We start from the raw sequence: 19,421 nt of genomic DNA on the forward strand, positions 1-19,421 counted from the left end.
ACGGCGCGTGTCGTTGACCGGGGGACCGGCGACCGGTGGACTCGCCCCATGACGTTCGAGGGGATGTGGCACGACCTGGCCCCGGTGGGCCGGTCGGCGTCGTCGGGGGGCTACTTCCGCCAACCGTGGACGACGGCCGAGTCGGAGCTGCGCGCGTGGTTCACCGAGGCCGCGCTGTCCCGCGGGCTCGAGCTGGAGACCGACGCGATGGGCAACCAGGTGGCGTGGTGGCGTCCTGCGGGGACGTCTGCCGGGGCGTCCGTCGGGTCCGCTGCCGTGGCGTCTGCTGGGGTAGTCCCCGACGAACGGACCCCGGGATCGGCCGCGGAGGGGTCCGATCGTCACGGACTACCCCGACAAGGCATCCTCACCGGCTCGCACCTCGACTCCGTCCTGGACGGCGGGGCGTACGACGGCCCGCTGGGCGTGGTCTCCGCGCTCGCGGCGGTAGACCTGATGCGGGAGCGGGGCGTCGTACCGTCCCGGCCCATCGGGGTCTCGGTCTTCACCGAGGAGGAGGGCTCCCGCTTCGGGCTGGCCTGCCTCGGGTCGCGGCTGGCGACCGGTACGACGACCTGGGCCGACGCCCGCGAGCGCCGCGACCGCGACGGGGTGGCGCTGCCTGACGCGTTGGCCTCCGCGGGGCTCGACGTCGGGTCGCTGGAGGGCGGCGGCGGGCTGGTCGACCTCTCCGAGGTCGGCTGCTTCGTCGAGCTGCACGTGGAACAGGGCCGCGACCTGGTCGACCGGGACATCGCGGTGGGCGTGGCCAGCGAGATCTGGCCCCACGGTCGCTACCGCTTCGACTTCACCGGCGAGGCCAACCACGCCGGCACGACCCGGATGGAGGACCGCCGGGACCCGATGCTGACCTACGCCATGACCGCGCTGGCCGCCAACAAGCAGGCCCGGCTGGCCGGGCAGCGGGCCACCTTCGGCCGGCTCGAGGTCGCCCCCAACGGCACGAACGCCGTCCCGTCGCGGGTCACCGCCTGGCTCGACGCGCGGTGCTCGTCCGACGAGGCGCTCGCCGACCTGGTCGCGGCGATCTCGCGGCAAGGGGCGGAGCGCGCGGAGCGCGACGGCACCGGGCTGGTCGTGACCGCGGAGTCGGTGTCGGGGCAGGTCGCGTTCGACCCGGCGCTGGCCGCACGACTCGCCGCGGTGGGCGGGTGGCCGGTCATCCCGACCCAGGCCGGGCACGACGCGGGAATCCTCTCCGCGGCGGGGATCCCGAGTGCCATGCTCTTCGTGCGCAACCCGACCGGGGTGTCGCACTCACCCGACGAGTCCGCCGAGACCGCCGACTGCCTGGCCGGGGTCGAGGCGCTGGCCGACACCCTCACGGAGCTGGCGCGATGACGACGACGACCTACCTGCTCGAGCACGCGTGGGTCGGCGGACGCGTGGAGCCGGGTGTCGTGGTCGACGTCGAGGACGGCGTCATCACCGCCGTGACCCTCCGGGACCGGTCGTCGTCGCCCGATCGTGAGCCCCGGCCGCTCCAGCCCGACCACGTGCTCCTCGGCCTCACGATCCCGGGCCTGGCCAACTGCCACAGCCACGCCTTCCACCGGGCCCTGCGGGGGCGCACCCAGCGGGGCCGCGGCACCTTCTGGACGTGGCGCGACCAGATGTACGTCGTCGCCGGGCGGCTCGACCCGGACTCCTACTTCGAGCTGGCGCGGGCGACGTACCGCGAGATGGTGGCCGCCGGCATCACCGCCGTCGGGGAGTTCCACTACCTCCACCACCAGCAAGACGGCTCGGCGTACGCCGATGCCAACGCCATGGGGCACGCCCTGCTCGAGGCGGCCCGCGAGGCCGGGATCCGGATCACGCTGCTCGACACGCTCTACCTGTCCGGCGGCTTCGGCAAGGCGCCCCAGGGCGTGCAGGCCCGGTACAGCGACGGCAGCGCGCAGGCCTGGGAGGACCGGGTCGCCGCGATCGACGCCGGTCCCGGTGCCCGCGTCGGGGCGGCGCTGCACTCGGTGCGGGCCGTGCCGCGGGACGCGCTCGAGCACGTCGCGCGCTCCCAGCAGGACGTGCTGCACGTGCACCTGTCGGAGCAGGTCGCCGAGAACGAGGCCTGCCAGGAGGCGTACGGCGTCACGCCGACCCGGCTGCTCGCCGCCCACGGGCTGCTCCGGCCGACCACCACGCTCGTGCACGCGACCCACCTGACCGCGGCCGACATCGCGCTGATCGGCGAGGCCAACGCCTACGTCGACTTCTGCCCGACCACCGAGCGCGACCTTGGCGACGGGGTCGGCCCGAGCCGTCGCCTCGCGGACGCCGGCGCCCGGTTGACCTTGGGCTCCGACAGCCACGCGGTGATCGACCTCTTCGAGGAGATGCGCGCGGTCGAGCTCGACGAGCGGCTCGCGACCATGCGCCGCGGGCACTGGTCGGCCGCCGAGCTGCTCACCGCCGCGACCGCGTCCGGCCACGCCAGCCTCGGGTGGCCGGACGCGGGCTCGATCGCCGTCGGCCAGCGCGCGGACCTGGTCACCCTCGACCTCGCCTCGCCGCGTACCGCCGGGGCGGGCACCGACGAGCACGCGGTGGTGTTCGCCGCGAGCGCGGGCGACGTCCTGCAGGTGGTCGCCGACGGGGAGCTGGTCCACACTCGCGACCAGGTGGTCGAGATCGGTCGCGAGCTCGACCGGGTGATCAAGGCGGTGCACGGATGAGCGTGCTCCTCACCGGCATCGGTGAGCTCACCACCAACGATCCGACGCGCGACGGCCTGCTCGGGCTCGTCGAGGACGCCGCCGTCGTGGTCGAGGGCAGCACGATCGCGTGGGTCGGCCCGGCCGCCGAGGCGCCCGCTGCCGACACGGCGTACGACGCCGGCGGGCGCGCCGTCGTGCCGGGCTGGGTGGACAGCCACAGCCACCTCGTCTTCGCGGGGGACCGCGCGCAGGAGTTCGCCGCCCGGATGACCGGGACGCCCTACTCCGCGGGCGGGATCCGCACCACCGTCGCGGCCACCCGCGCGGCCACCGACGAAAAGCTCACCTCACACGTCGCCCGGCTCGTCGCCGAGATGCGGGCTCAAGGCACCACCACCATCGAGATCAAGAGTGGATACGGACTCTCCGTCCACGACGAGGCGCGGTCGCTCGCCGTGGCCCGTCAGTTCACGGACGAGACGACCTTCCTCGGTGCCCACGTCGTGCCGAGCGGCACCACCCCCGCCGACTACGTCGAGCTGGTCACCGGCCCGATGCTGAAGGCCGCGGCCCCCCATGCGCGCTGGATCGACGTCTTCTGCGAGGACGGCGCCTTCGACGTCGACCAGGCACGCACGATCCTGGCAGCGGGCACCGACAACGGCCTGCGCGGCCGGCTGCACGCCAACCAGCTGACCTACGGCGGTGGCGTCCAGCTGGCCGCCGAGCTGGGCCTGGTCGCGGTCGACCACTGCACCTACCTGTCCGACGACGACGTCAGCGCGCTCGCCGACTCCGGCACCATCGCGACGCTGCTGCCGGGGGTCGAGTTCTCGACCCGGCACCCGTACGTCGACGCCCGCCGCCTCCTCGACGCCGGCGTGCGGGTCGCGCTGGCCAGCGACTGCAACCCGGGCTCGTGCTTCACCTCGTCGATGGCCTTCTGCATCGCGCTGGCCGTGCGGGACATGGGGATGAGCCCGGCCGAGGCGGTGCACGCCGCCACGGCCACGGGCGCGTCCGCGCTCGACCGCGACGACGTCGGCGTCCTGGCCGTCGGCAAGCGCGCCGACCTCGTCCTCCTCGACGCCCCGTCGTACGTCCACCTCGCCTACCGCCCGGGCGTCCCGCTCGTCGCCAGCGTCTGGCAGGGCGGGCGGCCGGTCGTACCCGTCGCCTGATCGCTCGCGGGGAACGAGACCGGCCCCGCCGGCGCCGGTCGGGCCGATCTGGTTCCCCGGGCGGCTCCGCAGGGCCTCGCGCGCGCATGCGACCTGCGGTACCCACGACCGCAGGTCGCAGTGCCTGCCGGGCCTCGCGCGCGTATGCGACCTGCGGTACCCACGACCGCAGGTCGCAGTGCCTGCCGGGCCTCGCGCGCGTATGCGACCTGCGGTACCCACGACCGCAGGTCGCAGTGCCTGCCGGGCCTCGCGCGCGTATGCGACCTGCGGTACCCACGACCGCAGGTCGCAGTGCCTGCCGGGCCTCGCGCGCGTATGCGACCTGCGGTACCCACGACCGCAGGTCGCAGTGCTCGCCGGGGCCGTCGCAGCAGTCCCGGGACGCCGTACGACGGCTCAGGCCGCGCCGAGCGCCACGAAGGACACCGCGGTGGCCAGCCGCACGGGGTCCTCGCCCGCTGCGAGACGCGCCCGGCTCAGGGCCTCGTCGAGGCGCTCGCCGGCGACGAGCCCGGCATGGAGGTCGAGCATCACCTGGACGGTGGCCGCGTCGTCGACGTCGATGAGCGAGGCGACGACCCCGGCGGTCCCCTGGCCGAGCAGCGCCGCCGCGAAGCCGATGACGTCGTGTCCGCCGACCTCGGCCAACGCGCCCGACCGGCAGGCGGGCAGCACGATCCGGTGCGGCGGGTGCCCGAGCCGGTGCACGTCGTCGACGGTCATCGCCCCGTCGGCGAGGTGGAGGCTGGAGAACATCGGCGTCTCCGGGCGGAACGAGCCGTGCGCGGCGATGTGCCCCAGTGCTGCCCCGTCGAGCGCGGCGAGGGCGGCGGCCACGGTCGCGTCGTCGGAGGCGAGCAGCGAGGCCCCCGCGTGCATCCGCGCGATCGGCGCGACCTCGGCGCCCCCGGTCGGCAGGTCCGGTCCCACCACGAGCACGGCCCGCGTCGAGCGCGGCCGGGCCGCGTGCGCGCGCACCCAGGCGGTCGCCGACGGGGTGAGGGCCACCGGTCGGGAGCGCAACGACGGCAGGAGGGTCCACGGCGCGGCGAGCAGGGCGGCGGGCGGTGAGACCACCACGGCACGTCCCGCGGGCAGCAGGCGTACGACGTCCCCGAGCAGGGCCGACTCGAGCCGGATGCCAAGCCGGGCGAGATCGACCGGGCGGCCGCGGGTCGCGGTGCGCAGCCCGTAGAGGGCTGCGTCGAGGGCCTTGGCGGCCGTCGAGGCGGGTCCCACGCTCACGGTCCGCCACCGGCCGTCGCGGACGACCACCGCGTGCAGCGTGCCGTCGACGTCGACCAGCTGCACGAGTACCCGGTCCGCGAGGGCCTCGACCAGCGAGGTGTCCGACGCCGAGGCGTCCCGGCCGCCCGCCCCCGGCGTCGCCGCCCACGCCAGCCGCACGGTCCGCTCGTGCTGCGCCCGCTCGCGCACGAGCGCCTGCAGCTCCACGTGGTCCTCCTCCTCGGCGATCCGGTGGGACAGGCCACGGATGGTCGCGAGCAGCCCGTCGATGGTCGGGTCCTGGGGTGCCGGCACCGGCTCGCTCAGGGAGGCCGCGCGCGCCCGGTCGCTCCACCGCACCAGCGCCCGCGGGCCCCGCGGCAGCGCGTGCCGGACGGCGAGCGCCGCGAGGTCCGAGCCGTGCAGGGCCGTCAGGGCGCGGAGCTCGGGACTACCGAGGGTGGCCCGATGCTCGGCGAGCGCGTCGAGCCCGCGCCCGACGGCGTCGAGCACGCGTGGGCGTCCGTCCACCTCGAGCTCGAGCGCCCGGGCCAGCCAGGCGGTGGTGCGGCTGAGCGGGCTGCCGCGACGGCGGCCGGCGGCGGCCCGGGAGAGGTACGCCGATGCGGCCGCCGGGTCGCTCCTTGCGAGCTCCCGACCCGCCAGCAGGTGGGCTAGCACGGCGTCCTCGGTCGGGTCGTCCGCCAGCGAGTCGGCCAGGGCCACCGCGGCCCGGCGTGATCCGCGGCCGAGCTCGATCCGGGCCTGCAGGGCGACCAGGTCAGCGCGGGTGCACCACCACGCCCTCTCCTGTCGGAGGAACAGGCGCCGGGCGGCCCGGGCGTCCTCCAGCGCCAGGTCGGCCTGGCCGGCCCCGAGTCGAGCCGCGGCCCGCATCACCAGCAGCTCGGCCCGGGCCCGGGGGCGGCTCTGGGCCCAGGTGGGCGCGGACTCGATGACGTCGACCGCCTCGACCGCCAGCCCGGCCACGAGCAGGATCCTGGCCCGGTCGAGGGTCAGCTCGAGGTGCGGGTCTCCCAGGTCGGCGTACGCGGAGGCGAGCTCCGTCAGGGCGGACAGGGCGGCCGGGACGTCACCCTGGAAGAAGCGGATGAGGGCGAGGTTGTGACGGATGTCGAGCACCTCGAACGGCTGGTCGCCGGGCAGGAAGAGGGACTCCGCCTCGCGCAGGTCTCGCGTGGCGTCCGCGAACTCTCCGCGCAGGATCTTCGCGAAGGCCCGCAGGTTGAGCGCCCGCGCCTCCCACAGCCGGTCCCCCGAGCGGCGGAAGCCGCGCACGGCGTCCTGGAGGTCGGCCAACGCGCGGTCGTGGTGCCCGGCCATGGTCAGCACGTTGGCCCGACGCATCTGCGCCTTGGGCCGCACCGTCCCGCGGGCCGTCGCCCCGGAGACCGCCGCGTCCAGCTCGCGGAGTCCCGCGGCGGTCCGGCCCGCCACGGCGAGCGTGCCGCCCAGGGAGGCCCGCACGTCCGCGACCCGGTCCGCGTCGGGCGTCCGCCCCGCGAGCCTCCGCGCGACACGGAGGTGCGTGAGGGCGCGGTCGACCTCGCCGCGCTCGCGCAGCACGATGCCCAGCGCCTGGTGGGCATATGAGAGACCTGTGGCATCGGCGTCGTCGTTCGCGATCACCGCGGTCGCGAGCGACCACGCCTCGTCGGGGTCTGCGATGGCGAGCGCCAGCAGCTCGTCACCGGTCTGGTCCGGCACCGTCGCACCCCTCCTCACCGACGCCTCGGATCGCTATCGTCTGGCGGAGGTGCCACCGGTCCGGTCGCACCCCAGTCTCATCCAAGCCCATCGGGGGAGCGACCATGACGACTTCGAGTTCCGACGGACCGGACGGCGCACCCGTCCCCGGCAAGGACCCCCAGGGCGAGGAGCGGGACCGCCTCCAGGAAGCGGTCCTCCGCGAGCAGGTCGCCTACCTCATCAAGGCGATGGGTGGCCCCGAGTACGCCGCCGCCGTCTGGTCCGAGGACGGCCGCCGCATCGAGTACCTGTACCGCCCGGACTACGTCCTCGCCCGCGACGAGCACTGGCGCGACGTGGCGGACCTGCTCGGCGCCGAGCGCCTGGACGACGAGCGGTCGCAGCGCCAGCGGGGACTGACCGTGCTGCGGGTCACCACGGACGACACCACGACGGTTCCCGACATCCTGGCGCGGGTGGACCGCGAGCTCGGGGTCGGCAAGGCCACGCCCGACCACATCATGTTCGTCACGGGTCCTGGCCGGCTGTGCCCGGCCGTCGAGCCGGAGGAGCCCGGCGCGGACCCCGCGCCGTACCCCGGCATCACCACTGACCTCGGTGCCGGAACCGAGGTGTTCGTCTCCGTCGTGGACACCGGCTGGTGGCCGCCGTGCGGCACCGACCCCGCCACCCCGTGGCTCGCCGGCGTGGACGGCGACCCCGAGACCATCGATCTCGACAACATCCACCCGTACGCCGGGCACGGGACGTTCATCGCCGGCGTCGTCCGCACCCAGGCCCCCGCGGCGAGGATCCGGGTGGAGGGCTTCCTGCCGACCGGTGGTGCCGCCTACGAGTCCGACATGGTCGTCCAGCTCGGCGAGGCACTCGAGCACTCCCCGGACATCATCTCGCTGTCCGCGGGCTGCCCCACGCGCGGCGAGGTGCCGCTGCTCAGCTTCGAGGTGTTCTGGGAGCAGCGCCTGCGCCACCAGAAGGGCACCGTCCTGGTGGCGGCGGCCGGCAACGACGGGCACCGCAAGCCGTTCTGGCCGGCGGCCTTCCCGTGGGCCGTCTCGGTCGGGGCCATCGACCGGGACGGCGAGCGCGCCGACTACTCCAACTTCGGCAGCTGGGTGGACGTCTACGCCCTCGGCACCGGGCTGGTCAACGCCTACCCGACCGGCACCTTCTACTGCCACGAGCCGCCGCACGTCGGGGAGAAGCGCGAGTTCACCGGGATCGCCCGGTGGAGCGGTACGTCGTTCTCGACGCCGCTGGTGAGCGGGCTCATCGCCGCGCGCATGAGTCAGCACGGGATCAGCGCCCGCAAGGCCGCCGATCAGCTGCTCGTCGAGGCCGCCGCGGCGGGTCGTCGGGGAGTCGGTCCGATCCTCTACCCGGCGAACTGAGTCGGACGGGGTTTCGAGGCTCGCTCCGCTCGCACCTCAACCAGCGAGGGCGGTGACCGCCGTCAGAGGGCGACCCAGGGCGTCGTACCGCCCACGTCGCCCTCGACGGTGAAGCGCACCGGTCCGGGCAGCGTGCCCAACAGCACGAACATCCCGTCCTCGTCCGTGGTGGCCTCGGCCCGCTCGCCGGCGGCGTTGGTCATGATCACCGTGACGACCGCCGCGGGGACGACGTGCCCGCGGACGCGGTCGCCGTCGACCTCCACCTCGAGGCTGCCGCGGCGGGACGTGAAGGACAGCGCCCGGGGCTGGGCCGAGACGACCCCGCGCACGGTGCTCGGCTCGTCGAGGGAGTCGTAGGCCAGCTCCATGAGCTCGGCGTCCACCGTGCGCCAGGTGAAGGCCGCCTGCGCCGCCTCGCGGTGCCGGGACTGTACGTCGCGGCGCGCGGCGAGCGCGGCGGTCAGGTCGTCGAGGACGGCTTGGTCCTCGGGGGGAAGGTCGGTGGTCATCGGTGGCTCCCGTCCGGGTCAGGACTGGTCAGGCGGCGGAATGCGCGGGTGCGGCGGAGCTGCTGGAGGGCTCGCGCGCGGGTGGGCCCGATGCTGCCGATCGGGATGCCTGAGCGTTCGCTGATCTCGGCGTAAGTGAGCGGTGGGTCCTCGGTGAGCAGCAGCAGCAGGTCGCGGCGCTGGGCCGGGAGCTCGAGCAGCGCGTCGACGAGGGCGGTGTGCCGCTCGGCGGCGAACAGCTCCTCGAGCAGGTCGGGCGCGTGGTCGGGTCGGTCGAAGGTGGTCGTGGTCTGCGGGTCCGTGGGGACCGAGCGGCCGCGGGTCTGGCGGATCCGGAAGCACTCGTGGCGGGTGACCGTCGACAACCACCCCGGCAGGGCCCGGGGATCGTCGATCCGGTCGAGGTGCTCCACGAGCCGCAACCAGACGGTCTGGTTGACGTCATCGGCGTCGGCCCCGGTCACCCGGTACCGCCGCATGAGGGACGTCACCAGGGGGAGATAGCGCTCCACGAGCTGGTCCCACGCCGTCTGGCTTCCCCCGCGAGCCTCGTCGACGAGCGTGGCGACATCCGTGTCCGTCCCCCCGGTCAGCCACGGAACATCGCCCGGGGCGCGCCGTTCGCTCTCCATGATGACGTCCCTCACGCTAGGTAGGAGCGGTCTCCTGAGTCCCTGATACACCCAATCGTGGACGGTCGTCGATCTCCACACCGCCCCGGTCCACCCACTGAGGTAGCCGGTCGCCCCATCTGAGGTAGCCACGGCCCCCGGGATACGTCTCCCGCCCGATGTCGCGCCCTACCTCAGCGGCGCAATCTCTTCCCATGGCCCGAGAGCCGGGCCGCACAGGAAGGGACATGACATGTTCGCCACGGACAGCTTCATCAACGCCGAGGTCACCTACCGCAACGAGAGGCTCCGCAAGGACTGGGGGACGTTCGGGCGCCGGGCCCGCCGCGCCGCCGGCACCACCCAGACCGGTCGATGACCCCGGGATCGGGAAGCGCCACCACGGTGTCGGTGGGTCAGGCCACAATGGCCGACGTGCCCACCGCCCGCAGCGCCCGTCTCGTCGGACGCGATGCCGAGCTGGAGGACCTGGTCTCCCGGCTCGGCATTCGCGCGTCCGCAGACAGCACGCCGTACGCCGTGCTCCTCGCCGGCGACGCGGGCGTCGGCAAGACGCGACTGCTGACCGAGCTGCGCGACGTCGCGCTCGGCGAGGGCTGGCTGGTGCTCGCCGGCCACTGCCTGGACTTGGCCGACGGCTCGTTGCCCTACCTCCCCTTCTCCGAGATCCTCGGGCGCATCCTCACGGAGCGGCCGGAGGCAGCGGCGAGCGTGACCGAGCGTCACCCCACCCTCGCCCGCCTCCAGCCGGGCCGACGCCTGCGCGCCACCGACGACCGTGACGAGGACCAGTCCCTGGACCGCGGCAACATCTTCGCCGCCGTCCACGACCTGCTCGAGACGCTGGCCCAGGACGGCCCGTTGCTCGTCGTCGTGGAGGACGCGCACTGGGCCGACCAGTCGACCCGCGACATGCTGAGCTTCCTCTTCTCCCGGCCCTTCGCCGGTCCGGTGCGGCTCGTCGTGTCCTACCGCTCCGACGACCTCCACCGCCGGCACCCGCTGCGACCGCAGGTCGCCGAGTGGGCTCGCCTGCGTGGGGTCGAGCGGATCCAGGTCGACCCCCTCACCGACGCCGACGTGCGCCTGCTGATCTACACGATCCACAAGGACACGACGATCTCCGAGGCGAGCATCGCCGAGATCGTCGACCGTGCCGAGGGCAACGCCTTCTTCGTCGAGGAGCTCATCGGCGCCACCTGGGCCACCGGCGGACACGTGCCCGCCGAGCTCGCCGACGTGCTGCTGGTGCACCTCGACCGGCTCGACGACCGGACCCGCGAGGTGGTCCGGGTCGCGAGCGTCGCCGGTCGGCAGGTCTCCCACGAGCTGCTCGCGACGGTGACCGGCCTCGGCGCCACCGACCTCGAGGCCGCGCTGCGCAGCGCCGTCGAGTCCAACGTCCTCACCCGGGCCGGCGGTTCGTCCTACGCCTTCCGCCACGCCCTGCTCGGCGAGGCGGTCTACGACGACCTGCTCCCCGGCGAGCGCACCCGTCTCCACACCGCCTTCAGCGAGGCGCTCCGGTCGGGCGCCGCGACCGGCACCGCGGCCGAGCTCGCGCTCCACTCCCGCCGGGCCGGTGACCGTGCGACCGCGGTGCGGGCGGGGATCGAGGCCGGCAACCAGGCCTTCGCCGTGGGCGGACCCCACGAGGCCGCCATGCAGTTCCTCGAGGCGCTCGACCTCCTCGAGGGGCTGCCCGAGGTCCCCGACGACGTCGACCTGCACGGTCTCGTACGCCGCTGCGCCGAGGCCTTCGTCGCCTCCGGGCGGGTGGGCAAGGCGGTCAAGGTGCTCCGCGCCCACCTCGCCTCGCTCCCGCCCGACGCCCCGGCGGCCGACCGTGGACAGGTGCTCACCTCGATCGCCGCGGCCCTGCTGCTCACCGACACCACCGAGGACCCGGAGGCGATTGCCGCCGAGGCGGTCGCGCTGCTCGCCGACGCCTCGCCCCGGCTGCGCGCCCGGGCGCTGAGCGTCCACGCGCAGACCCTCGGCCGGTGGAACGAGGAACGCGCCCGGTCCGTCGCCATGGAGGGGCTGGACCTCGCCCAGCGGCACAACCTCACCGGCATCTCCGTGGAGATCGCCGCCACCCTGACCAGCCTGGACGAGACCCTCGACCTCGACCGGCTCCGCTCGACGTGGCTCGACACCGCCGACCGGGCGCGGGCCGCCGGCCACGTCGACGCCGAGCTGCGGGCGCTCTACTTCCTCGGCCGGCTCCACCACGACCTGGGCGACTTCGACGGAGCCCTGGAGGCCTACGGCCGGGTTGTCTCCCGCGGGGAGGAGGAGGGCCTGGCCTGGGCGCCCTTCCCGGCGGAGGCGCGCCACATGGTGGCCAGCGTCCTGGTCGCCGAGGGGCGGCTCCGTGAGGCCTACGACCGGCTCGACGTCTCGGGGCTCAACCCGCCGGTCGTCTACGAGTGGCTCTACTACGCGCTCCAGATGCACGTGCAGGTGCTGCGCGGCCACACCAAGCAGGACGCCTTCACGAGCCTGCGCCCCTACTGGCCGACCGACGGGCTCACCGCGATCACCGCGGCGACGGCCGAGCTCGCCCGCGCCGAGCACGACGGCGACGCCGCCCGCGCCGTCGAGGTCTACGACCTCGTGGTCGAGACGGTGCGACCGATCTGGCACGAGTGGTTCCAGGCGCGGTTGCGGCTCTCGACCGTCGCCGTGGGGATCCTCGCGAGCGGTGCCGCCCACCAGTCCGCGGCCGAGCGGGAGGCCGCCGACGACGTCGTACGCCGCCTGCTCTCCGACGGCGAGCGGGTCATCGACTTCTACGCCCAGTTCGAGATCAGCCGCGGCCCGGAGTATCACGCGTGGGTCGCGCGTCGCTCGGCCGAGCAGCTCCGCTGGCGGTGGCTGAGCCAGCTCGACCCGCCCGACGCCGCCGAGCTGGTGGCCGCGTGGCGGGTCGCCGAGGAGGCGTTCGTCGCCTTCGGCCACGTGCCCGAGCTCGCCCGCACCCGCGCCCGGCTCGCCGAGGTGCTGCGCGCGACCGGCGACGCGGCGGGTGCGCGCGAGGTCGCCGACCTGGCGCGCGAGGTGGCCCACGCCGTGGGGCTGCGGCCGCTGGCCGACGAGCTCACCGGCCTCGGGTCGCAGCGGGCCACGGGCGCGGGCGCGGCGCCCCGGGCCGCCACAGACGGCGGCACCGCGCCGGCTGTGTCGCTGACGCCGCGCGAGACCGAGATCCTGGCCCTGGTGGCGGAGGGGCGCACCAACGGCGAGATCGGCAAGCAGCTCTTCATCGCCACCAAGACCGTGTCGGTGCACGTCTCCAACATCCTCGGCAAGCTCGACGCCGCCTCGCGCACCGAGGCCGCGGCCATCGCGCGCCGCACCGGCCTGCTCTGAGCCCCGGCCCCCGTCGCGCCGGCCGCCCGGGCCGCGGGCAGACTGGCCCCGTGACCGACTTCCGCTGCTCCGTCGCCAGTCGCGACGACGGTGAGCCGATCGCCGGCACCGCCCCGACCGACACGACCTTCCTGCTCGTCGAGCACGCCGGGTCGTGGGGTCGCAAGGCGGTCGCCGAGAGCCGGCTGCCCGAGGCCGTCCGCGACCACCTCGCCGGCCTGACCGGCGTGCGGGTGCAGCTGATCCGCCGGCACGGCGGCGAGTCCGGCCCGGGCGTGCGGGTCTTCCACGCCCGCGCCACCCCCGACGGCGTCGACGTCCGCACCGTGGTGCTGCCCGACGCCGAGGCGCTGCTGGACCTGGACCTCGACGGCGACCTCGACGGCGACCTCGACGGCGCCTGGGCGGCGTACGACGCCCCGCTCTGGCTCGTCTGCACCAACGGCCGGCGCGACCGCTGCTGCGCCGAGATCGGTCGGCCGATCACCGCGGCGCTGGCCGAGCGCTGGCCCGAGGCGACGTGGGAGACGACCCACCTCGGCGGGCACCGGTTCGCCGGGACCCTGCTGGCCCTCCCGTCCGGGCACACCCTCGGCCGCCTCGACGTCGCGTCCGCCGTCGAGGCGTGCGCGATCCTCGAGAAGGGGTCGGTCCCCGTCGAGGTCTCCCGCGGCCGGGCCGGCCTCACCCCGGCCGAGCAGGTGCGCGAGCTGCACGTGATCGCCGGCGGTGACCCGGACGTCGACGTGGTCGAGGTGCCCGCGCAGCCCCGCCGGGCGAGCTGCGCCGACCTGGTCGAGAAGCCCACCACGCGCTGGGAGGTCCGGGCGCGCTGACCGGCCTACGATCGGCTGCATGACTGCCGTGCGCGACCTGCCGGAGGAGCTGCCCCACGACGCCGCCACCGCGGCGCTCACCGAGAAGCGGGTGCGGCGGATGCGGGTCTTCGGCGGTCCCGCCCCGACGATCGACCGGTCCACGCTGCCCCCGGGCCCGGGCTGGCCGCCGCTGCTCCAGAGCATCGGCCTGCTGCGCTTCCGGCACCAGTTCGTGCCGTGGGCGCACCGTCGCTACGGCGACGTGTTCACCGTCCGGCTGCTGCCCGACCGCCCGCTGGTGCTCTTCACCCGCCCCGAGCACGCCCGTGAGATCTTCGCCGCCGACCCGGAGACCTTCCTCGCCGGCAAGGCCAACTCGATCCTCGGGCCGATGATGGGGGAGCACTCGCTGCTGCTCCAGGACCGCGGGGCGCACCAGCGGGCCCGCAAGCTGCTGATGCCGGCCTTCAACGGGCACGCGCTGCGGGAGTACGGCGACCTGGTCACCGAGGTCGCCCGTGCGGACCTCGCCAGCTGGCACGACGGCGAGGAGCTGCGCGCGCTCGACCGGATGAACCGGCTCACCCTCGAGGTGATCCTGCGCGTCGTCTTCGGCGTGACCGACGAGAGCCGGCTCGCGCTGCTCCGGCCGCGGGTCACCCGGGTCGTGGACATCAGCCCCGCCGTGCTCTTCGGCTGGTCCGTGCCACGGCTGCGCCGGCTCGGCCCGTGGCGCGCCGCCCGGCAGAACGCCCACGAGCTCGACCAGCTCATCCACGCCGAGATCCGTGAGCGGCGTACCGCTCCCGACCTGGCCACCCGCACCGACGTGCTCTCCCGGCTGATCCGGGCGCGGGGCGAGGAGGGGGACGCCCTCACCGACGAGGAGCTGCGCGACCAGCTCGTCACCCTGCTGCTCGCCGGCCACGAGACCACGGCGACCGCGCTCGCGTGGGCGCTCTACGAGCTGGGACGCGACGCCGCGTTGCTGGCCCGGACCACCGCGGCGGCCGACGACGGGGACGACGTCTGGCTGGAGGCCGTGCTCAAGGAGTCGATGCGCCTGCACCCGGTCATCCCCATGGTGGTGCGCACGCTCACGGCCCCGGCCACCATCGGCGGCATCGAGCTCCCGGCGGGGGTGACGGTGGGCCCGTCGATCCTGCTCGCGCACGCCCGCCCGGACAACCACCCGCAACCCGGCGTGTTCCGTCCGGATCGGTTCGTCGGGGGCAACCCGCCCCCGAACACCTGGATCCCCTTCGGCGGCGGGGTCCGCCGGTGCATCGGTGCCGGCTTCTCGCTGATGGAGGGCGTGGTCGTGCTGCGCGAGCTGCTGACGGCGTACTCGATCGAGACCCTCGCCGACGACCGCCCGAAGGTCCGCAACATCACCAGCGTGCCCCGCGACGGGGCCCGGATCCGGGTCACCGCCCGCTAGGCCGGAACAGGCCGTATATCGCGCGCGCCGGGCCCGCCCCGCGTGCGACGATCGCCCCTTGTGAGCACCACCCCGTCCCTGCGCGAGCGCCTCCGCCGAGTGCGGATGGACGTCACGCCGCTGCGCGAGTCGCGCGACTTCCGGCTGCTGTTCACCGCCGGCACGGTGTTCTACCTCGGCGGGATGGTGTCCTACGTCGCGATCCCGTTCCAGGTCTACGACATGACGGGCAGCAACTTCCTGGTCGGTGCGATCGGCCTGGTCGAGCTGGTGCCGCTGATTGTCTTCGGCCTGTACGGCGGTGCGCTCGCCGACCACGTCGACCGCCGCAGGCTGCTCGTCGGCAGCGGGCTGGCGCAGCTGGTGCTGATGGCGGTGCTGGCGGGCAACGCGTTCCGGGCCGAGCCGAGCCTCCCGCTGCTCTTCGTCGTCGCCGCCCTGCTCGCGGCCACCTCGTCGCTGCAGCGTCCGTCACGCGAGGCGCTCGAGCCGCGCACGGTGCGCCACGACCAGATCACCGCCGCCAACGCGCTGTCGAGCTTCGGCATGCAGGTGGGCGTGCTGCTCGGCCCGGCCATCGGCGGGGTGCTCATCGCCTGGGTGGGGATCGGCTGGTGCTTCGTCGTCGACGTCGTCGCCCTGGCGGTCGCGTGTGCCCTGTACGCCGCGATGCGGCCCTACCCCCACCGCGGCGAGACCACGCCCCCGAGCCTGCGCGGCATCGCCGAGGGGTGGCGCTATGCGGTCGGTCGCCGCGACCTGCTCGGCACCTATCTCGTGGACATCGCCGCCATGCTGCTCGCGATGCCGATCGTGCTCTTCCCGGCACTGGCGGCCGAGGTCTTCGAGCGCCCCGAGCTGCTGGGACTGCTCTACTCCGCGGAGACCGTCGGCGCCCTCCTCGCGACCGCGCTCAGCGGCTGGACCTCGCGCGTCCACCACCACGGACGGGCCATCGTCATCGCCGCCGCGGCGTACGGCGCCTGCATCGCGCTCGCCGGCCTCGCACCGTCGTTCGGGGTGGCGCTGGTCTGCTTCGCGATGGCCGGCGCGGCCGACATGATCTCGGCCGTCTTCCGCGGGACGGTGTGGAACCAGACCATCCCCGAGCACATGCGCGGCCGGCTGGCCGGCATCGAGATGCTGTCCTACTCCGTGGGTCCGCTGGGTGGCCAGGTCCGCGCGGGCTTCGTGGCCGACGCCTGGTCGGTGCGCGGCTCGATCGTCTCCGGCGGGGTCGCGTGCGTCGGCGGCGTGCTGCTGACCGCGGCGCTGCTGCGGGACTTCTGGTCCTACGACAACCGCACCGACGTGCACGCGATCGCCGAGAGGGAGCGCCGGGGCGCCGAGACCTGAGTCGCCGGGGAACTCGGCCGGGACGGTCTCCGGGGTCCTTGCGCGACCTGTGACCTGCGGTCGTGGGTACCGCAGGTCGTACTGGCCGGGAGTGTCGCGCGCGGGGTGTGACCTGCGGTCGTGGGTACCGCAGGTCGTGCTGGCCGGGAGGGTCGCGCGCGGGGTGTGACCTGCGGTCGTGGGTACCGCAGGTCGTATTGGCCGCGAGGACACCCGGAGGACCCCCGCGAGGGGCGCCCGGCGGCGGGCCGGGTTGGTCCGGAGCACCCGGGTCGCCCACAATGGCGGGCAGCCGCGGCGCAACCACCGCGCGCGATCGTCGTACGAGCGAGAGGTGTCCCGTGTCCGAGAGCAAAGACCGCCCGGTCCTGACCGGACTGGTGGCCCTGGTCGCCGTGGCCGCCGTCGTGGGTCTGCTGTTCGGGCTGGCCGCGCTGTTCGGCACGAAGGTGCTGGGCCTGGACGGTGGGGGAGTCGACGCGTCGGCGGAGGCCACGTCCGGCAGCGAGACGACGATGTACCTCCCCGAGCCGGAGCCGACGGAGACCACGGAGCCGACGACGACCGCCGAGGCGCAGCCCGGCCAGGCGCCCTCCAGCACGGAGACCACGCCGGCCGAGCAGATCTCCCTCTCGGCGGGCCAGGTCAGCGTCAGCCCCATGCAGCAGATCGACCTCACCGGCACCTACGCCCAGGGTGAGGGGGCGATCCTGCAGGTGCAGCGCCTCGAGGGCGGCACGTGGTCGGACTTCCCCGTGACCGTGTCGGTGAGCAACCAGACGTTCTCGACCTACGTGCAGACGAGCCAGGCCGGGGTCAACAAGTTCCGGGTCAAGGACACCGACTCGAACATCACGTCCAACGAGGTCGAGGTCACCGTCGGCTGAGCGCCGACTGCCGGTCCACCCGGCGCGTCCAGTAACCGACCCACACCGTGCCGACGGCGGCCAGTCCGCCCAGCACGACGCAGGCCGTGGCCAGCGGGGTCACGGCGACGAGGACGCTGACGAGCACCGGTCCGCCGGAGACGCCGATGTCGCCGCAGAGGCGCCAGCCGCCGAGGAACTGCGCGCGGCCCTCCGTCGGCGCGGCGTCGGCGCCCAGTGTCATCACGATCCCCGACCCCAGGCCGTTGCCGGCGGCGATGAGCACCATCACCGCGGCCACCGTGGCGGTGGTGGTGGCCAGGGGGAGCAGCAGGCAGGCGACCGCGGTCGACGCCACGACCGGGATGGCGACCACGAAGCGGCCGCGGGTGTCCATCAGCCAGCCACCCGGGAAGAAGAAGGCGATGTCGATCGCCGCGGCCACGGCGAAGATGAGCGAATTCGTGCTCGCGGAGAGGCCGACGTGCTCGGCCCACAGCGGGAGCAGCACGGTGCGCAGCGAGCGGCTCGCGGCGATGATCACGACGGCCGTGCCCAGGGTGAGCAGCACCCGGCGATGGGCGCGCAGCACCGACAGCACCGACAGGTGCTCGGTGACCTGCTTGCGCGACTCGGAGCCGAAGTCGGGCATGGTCAGCGCGAGCAGCGCCGACGCGAGTGACATCGCCGCGGCGAGCCAGAAGACCCAGGTGAGGCTGCCGACCTGGATCAGGCCGGCGCCGAGGAGCGGGCCGACCAGCACGCCCACCCGCATGCTGCCGCCGAGCATCGACATGGCCCGTGCCCGGAAGGCCATCGGCACGGCGTCGATCATGAAGCCCTGCCGGGCCATCAGGAAGACCGTCCACGTCATCCCGCTGAAGGTCACCGCGATCCCCAGCGCGAGCACCGACTCGGTGAGCGCGGCCGCGGCCATCGCGACGGCGTCCAGGCACCCCACGATGGTCAGCGCCCGGCGCTCACCGATCCGCGCGACGAGGGCCCCGGCGGGCAGGGAGGCGATCAGGCTGCCGATGCCGAGCAGGGCGACGACCATGGCCGCGGTGCTCACGTCCGCCCCGAGCTCGCGGGCCCGCAGGGCCAGGATCGGCATCACCGCGCCGTGGCCGATGGCGCTGAGGATCGAGGGTCCGTACGCCGGGAGGGCGATGTCGCGGAAGCGGAAGTCCCCCGAGGCCATCACCCGCCCATCTTCGCAGCGACCCGCCCGGCCGCCGGACACGGTGCCGGGGCCGGACGGGTCGTGGATCGGTGGATCAACCGGCGAGGTGGATCAACCGGCGAGGTGGATCAACCGGGGAGGCGGATCAGCCGGGGATGTAGTCGAACGTGTCCGGGTTGGGTCCCATCCGGCCGGACTCGCCCCGGTCGAGACCGTCGAGGGCGGAGACCTGCTCGGCGGAGAGCTCGAAGTCGAAGATCTCGAAGTTCTCGCGCATCCGCTCGGCCTTCATGGACTTGGGGAAGATGATGTCGCCGCGCTGCACGTGCCAGCGCAGGGTGACCTGGGCCGGCGAGCGGCCGACCGCCGAGGCGATCTCGCCGATCGTGTCGTCGTCGTTGACCTTGCCCTGCGCGATCGGGGACCACGCCTCGGTGAGCACGCCGTGACGCGCGTTGGCCGCCCGCACGTCCTCGTTGGCGAAGAACGGGTGCACCTCGACCTGGTTGACCACCGGCACGACGCCGGTCGCCTCGACGATGCGGTCCAGGTGGGCGGGCTGGAAGTTGGAGACGCCGATCGAGCGCGTCTTCCCGGCCTGCTGGGCCTCGATCAGTGCCTGCCACGTCGAGACGAAGTCGCCGTCGTACTGCGTGGGCAGCGGCCAGTGGATGAGGAACAGGTCGGTCTGCTCGAGGCCGAGGCGCTCGAGGGACTCATCGATGGCCCGGCGCGCGTCGTCGAGGCGGTGGAAGCCGTTGTTGAGCTTGGTGGTGACGTAGAGCTCGTCGCGGGACAGGCCGGAGTCCTTGATCGCGGCGCCGACGCCCGCCTCGTTCTCGTACATCTGCGCGGTGTCGATGTGGCGGTAACCGGCCTCGAAGGCCTGGGCCACGGTGTCCGCGGTCTCCTCCGGCGGGACCTGGAAGACGCCGAAGCCGAGCTGCGGGATGGACGTGCCGTCGTGGAGCTTGATCTGGGGAACAGTCATACGAGGCCCTACACGGATCGGCCGCCCGATATTCCG

15 protein-coding genes are annotated in these 19,421 nt (G+C 74.1%); 10 read left to right on the forward strand and 5 right to left on the reverse strand.

Annotated elements, in window-relative coordinates:
* Nucleotides 1-48 precede the first annotated feature (48 nt).
* From DAE25_RS11705 to hutI, 3 genes are read left to right on the forward strand one after another with little or no spacing between them, the layout of a single operon-like run.
* Nucleotides 49-1,362 (forward strand): allantoate amidohydrolase, encoded by a 1,314-nt coding sequence (locus DAE25_RS11705; protein WP_107766394.1) that lies wholly within the window; start codon nt 49-51, stop codon nt 1,360-1,362.
* A complete protein-coding gene (locus DAE25_RS11710; protein WP_107766395.1) occupies nt 1,359-2,696 on the forward strand; it encodes a formimidoylglutamate deiminase in 1,338 nt (445 codons plus the stop codon). The genes DAE25_RS11705 and DAE25_RS11710 overlap by 4 nt, the downstream gene beginning before the upstream one ends.
* On the forward strand, nt 2,693-3,859 hold the full coding sequence (hutI, locus tag DAE25_RS11715) for an imidazolonepropionase (protein ID WP_107766396.1): 1,167 nt from the start codon (nt 2,693-2,695) through the stop codon (nt 3,857-3,859). Before DAE25_RS11710 ends, hutI begins: the two co-directional genes overlap by 4 nt.
* A 399-nt stretch (nt 3,860-4,258) precedes the next feature.
* Here hutI and DAE25_RS11720 read toward each other — a convergent pair whose 3' ends face one another.
* On the reverse strand, nt 4,259-6,817 hold the full coding sequence (locus tag DAE25_RS11720) for a CHAT domain-containing protein (protein ID WP_159083690.1): 2,559 nt from the start codon (nt 6,815-6,817) through the stop codon (nt 4,259-4,261).
* Nucleotides 6,818-6,921: 104 nt separating this feature from the next.
* Here DAE25_RS11720 and DAE25_RS11725 point away from each other — a divergent pair, with 104 nt between their 5' ends.
* Entirely contained in the window at nt 6,922-8,211 is a 1,290-nt protein-coding gene (locus tag DAE25_RS11725) for a S8 family peptidase (protein ID WP_159083691.1), read from the forward strand.
* A gap of 62 nt (nt 8,212-8,273) precedes the next feature.
* Here the strand turns inward: DAE25_RS11725 and DAE25_RS11730 are convergent, their stop codons facing one another.
* On the reverse strand, nt 8,274-8,723 hold the full coding sequence (locus DAE25_RS11730) for a carboxypeptidase regulatory-like domain-containing protein (RefSeq protein ID WP_107766399.1): 450 nt from the start codon (nt 8,721-8,723) through the stop codon (nt 8,274-8,276).
* A complete protein-coding gene (locus DAE25_RS11735; protein WP_107766400.1) occupies nt 8,720-9,355 on the reverse strand; it encodes an RNA polymerase sigma factor in 636 nt (211 codons plus the stop codon). The genes DAE25_RS11730 and DAE25_RS11735 overlap by 4 nt, the downstream gene beginning before the upstream one ends.
* 232 nt (nt 9,356-9,587) lie before the next feature.
* On the opposite strand from DAE25_RS11735, the gene DAE25_RS24135 reads away from it, so the two are divergent.
* The 6 genes from DAE25_RS24135 (at nt 9,588) to DAE25_RS11760 (ending at nt 17,232) form a co-directional block, all read left to right on the forward strand.
* Entirely contained in the window at nt 9,588-9,713 is a 126-nt protein-coding gene (locus tag DAE25_RS24135; protein ID WP_267895256.1) for a hypothetical protein, read from the forward strand.
* Nucleotides 9,714-9,769: 56 nt separating this feature from the next.
* Nucleotides 9,770-12,730, forward strand: coding sequence for a helix-turn-helix transcriptional regulator (locus DAE25_RS24210; protein ID WP_159083692.1), 2,961 nt, complete (start codon nt 9,770-9,772; stop codon nt 12,728-12,730).
* Nucleotides 12,731-12,780: 50 nt separating this feature from the next.
* Nucleotides 12,781-13,566 (forward strand): sucrase ferredoxin, encoded by a 786-nt coding sequence (locus DAE25_RS23165; protein WP_159083693.1) that lies wholly within the window; start codon nt 12,781-12,783, stop codon nt 13,564-13,566.
* Nucleotides 13,567-13,585: 19 nt separating this feature from the next.
* Nucleotides 13,586-14,989 (forward strand): cytochrome P450, encoded by a 1,404-nt coding sequence (locus DAE25_RS11750; RefSeq protein ID WP_107766403.1) that lies wholly within the window; start codon nt 13,586-13,588, stop codon nt 14,987-14,989.
* Nucleotides 14,990-15,049: 60 nt separating this feature from the next.
* A complete protein-coding gene (locus DAE25_RS11755; protein WP_234411001.1) occupies nt 15,050-16,345 on the forward strand; it encodes an MFS transporter in 1,296 nt (431 codons plus the stop codon).
* Nucleotides 16,346-16,686: 341 nt separating this feature from the next.
* The gene (locus DAE25_RS11760) at nt 16,687-17,232 is read left to right on the forward strand and encodes a hypothetical protein (RefSeq protein ID WP_107766404.1); all 546 of its coding nucleotides are present in this window, start codon (nt 16,687-16,689) and stop codon (nt 17,230-17,232) included.
* Here DAE25_RS11760 and DAE25_RS11765 read toward each other — a convergent pair.
* Entirely contained in the window at nt 17,219-18,412 is a 1,194-nt protein-coding gene (locus tag DAE25_RS11765) for an MFS transporter (RefSeq protein ID WP_107766405.1), read from the reverse strand. The two genes, DAE25_RS11760 and DAE25_RS11765, sit on opposite strands and share 14 nt — an antisense overlap.
* Nucleotides 18,413-18,539: 127 nt before the next feature.
* On the reverse strand, nt 18,540-19,385 hold the full coding sequence (locus DAE25_RS11770) for an aldo/keto reductase (RefSeq protein WP_107766406.1): 846 nt from the start codon (nt 19,383-19,385) through the stop codon (nt 18,540-18,542).
* Between the last annotated feature and the right edge of the window lie 36 nt (nt 19,386-19,421).

This window comes from Nocardioides terrigena, from assembly GCF_003047265.1.
Classification (GTDB): Bacteria; Actinomycetota; Actinomycetes; order Propionibacteriales; family Nocardioidaceae; genus Nocardioides; species Nocardioides terrigena.